At 51.8% G+C, this 1,549-nt stretch carries 3 protein-coding genes; 2 read left to right on the top strand and 1 reads right to left on the bottom strand.

The annotated features are described in order from the left end of the window. Together LKK83_RS30860 and LKK83_RS30855 are read left to right on the top strand one after the other, a co-directional pair. Positions 1-254: tetratricopeptide repeat protein (locus LKK83_RS30860; RefSeq protein WP_324635296.1), on the top strand; the 254-nt coding region annotated here is incomplete at its 5' end. Positions 255-452: 198 nt separating this feature from the next. Next, positions 453-671 (top strand): hypothetical protein, encoded by a 219-nt coding sequence (locus tag LKK83_RS30855; protein WP_324635295.1) that lies wholly within the window; start codon positions 453-455, stop codon positions 669-671. A 106-nt stretch (positions 672-777) separates the two neighbouring features. Here LKK83_RS30855 and LKK83_RS30850 read toward each other — a convergent pair whose 3' ends face one another. After that, entirely contained in the window at positions 778-1,230 is a 453-nt protein-coding gene (locus tag LKK83_RS30850) for a DUF4351 domain-containing protein (protein ID WP_324635294.1), read from the bottom strand. Positions 1,231-1,549: the final 319 nt, after the last annotated feature.

The following is a 1,549-nucleotide window of genomic DNA, read 5'->3' as shown; positions in this document are numbered from 1 at the left end:
GACAGCTTGGGGAAAACGAGGCGGCGATCGCCCTTCTCACCGAATCCTTGGAACTCTGCGAACGCATCGGCAACTTGGAAGGGAAAGCGGCGAGTTTGGCTAACCTCGGACAACTACTGGCAATCCAAGGTGATTTTACCACGGGCTTGAATTATATGCAGGAGTCTCTCGCCATCCTAGAGCATCTGCGTTCTCCCGAAGCGGAGAAAGTGCGGGAAACAATCGCACAGGTGCAGCAGCTACAGCAGCAGTAAGGTTGCGGGAGGCCCGCCATAACTGGGGTAGGAAAATGGCACAATGGAGGGGGTGATGCCACACTGGAGTATCGCGGGTTACGCCCTCCCGGGTGGGTATGGAAGCAACTGCAGGGGACATCCGGGCGGCGATTTTTTTGAATCGGGAAGTGAGGGAAAGCGCTTTTTCACACTAAATGGAGGGAACCGAACCAACCGATGGACAACCTGCAGCAGAAAGCGACGATGTTGCACCCACTGGCAACCCTGAGCGCCAACCGAGGGCAACTGGAGGAGGCGATGTTACTTTACGCCGAAGCGATAAAACTGGAGGAACGCACCGGCAACTGGGAAGGAAAAGCTGCCAGTTTGCACCAATTGGCGGGTGTCAAAGCAAAGCAGGGATATGCGAGGGTGGAGTGGGGTGGTTTGGATTGATGAACAATCCGGTGGGGTGAGGATTGGGTGAGGGATTCGCCGGGGAATTGGTTTACCGGCGATTGTTGGGTTAATCAGAGGGATGCAAGGTATTCGTTCAACGGCTTTAATCGGTGGTGCGATGGTTTCGCAACCAAGCACCTAAGTCAGCTTCACTGGAAAAATCCAGCAACGCTTCGGTTAATGCTTCTAACTGCACTTTTGATAACTGTTGCCCCGCCGAATATAACTCGGGAGAAATCGTACCGAGACGGAGATTCAGTAAACGCTGAACCAGCAATAAAGCTTCTTGTTGCATTGCCTCTTGGCGGCCCTGTTCGATACCTTTTTCCATCCAACTGGTGACGATTTCCATAACTTCCTCCTGTTCTATTGGTAAAATGGCACTCAACTGTTCTTGAAATGCGGCTTCTTCTTCTGGATTTAGTCGCAGGTAGATATCGATAAATCCGGAAATTAACTGGGTGCGAGCTGGATCGAGTTCCAGGGGATTGAGCATTCGCAAACATTCTAGCTTGACCGAGGGTTGTTGGGCGGTTTCCATCTGCATTTTGACCATTAGCGCACAGGCGATCGCGTTATTGCGGTCCCGAAAAGTTTGCCAGTGGAGCCGATTTAGCTGGATGACTTCATAGTTATAGCGGATTTCAAATTAATGTCGTAGGCAACTCTCATCTGTCCCAACCGCCAATGCACCGAATCGGTGAGAAATTCTTTACCGCACCACTATGAGAACCGCTATAAACAGCGCTTGATTGAAATCGCGCCTTGGCTTTTCTTGCGGGAGCATGACTGCGACAGGTATTAGGGGTCGATGAGGGCTTCGCAACCCTCACCTCCCATTCAGAACCGGACATGAGACTTTCACCTCATCCGGC

This window comes from Phormidium sp. CCY1219, from assembly GCF_035615515.1.
Taxonomy (GTDB): Bacteria; Cyanobacteriota; Cyanobacteriia; order Cyanobacteriales; family Laspinemataceae; genus CCY1219.
This window is presented reverse-complemented; position numbering and strand designations above follow the sequence as displayed.

Excerpts from the sequence above, each read along its gene's own strand:
- LKK83_RS30850 (WP_324635294.1), bottom strand. The coding sequence starts at position 1,230 with ATGGTCAAAATGCAGATGGAAACCGCCCAACAACCCTCGGTCAAGCTA.
- LKK83_RS30855 (WP_324635295.1), top strand. The coding sequence starts at position 453 with ATGGACAACCTGCAGCAGAAAGCGACGATGTTGCACCCACTGGCAACC.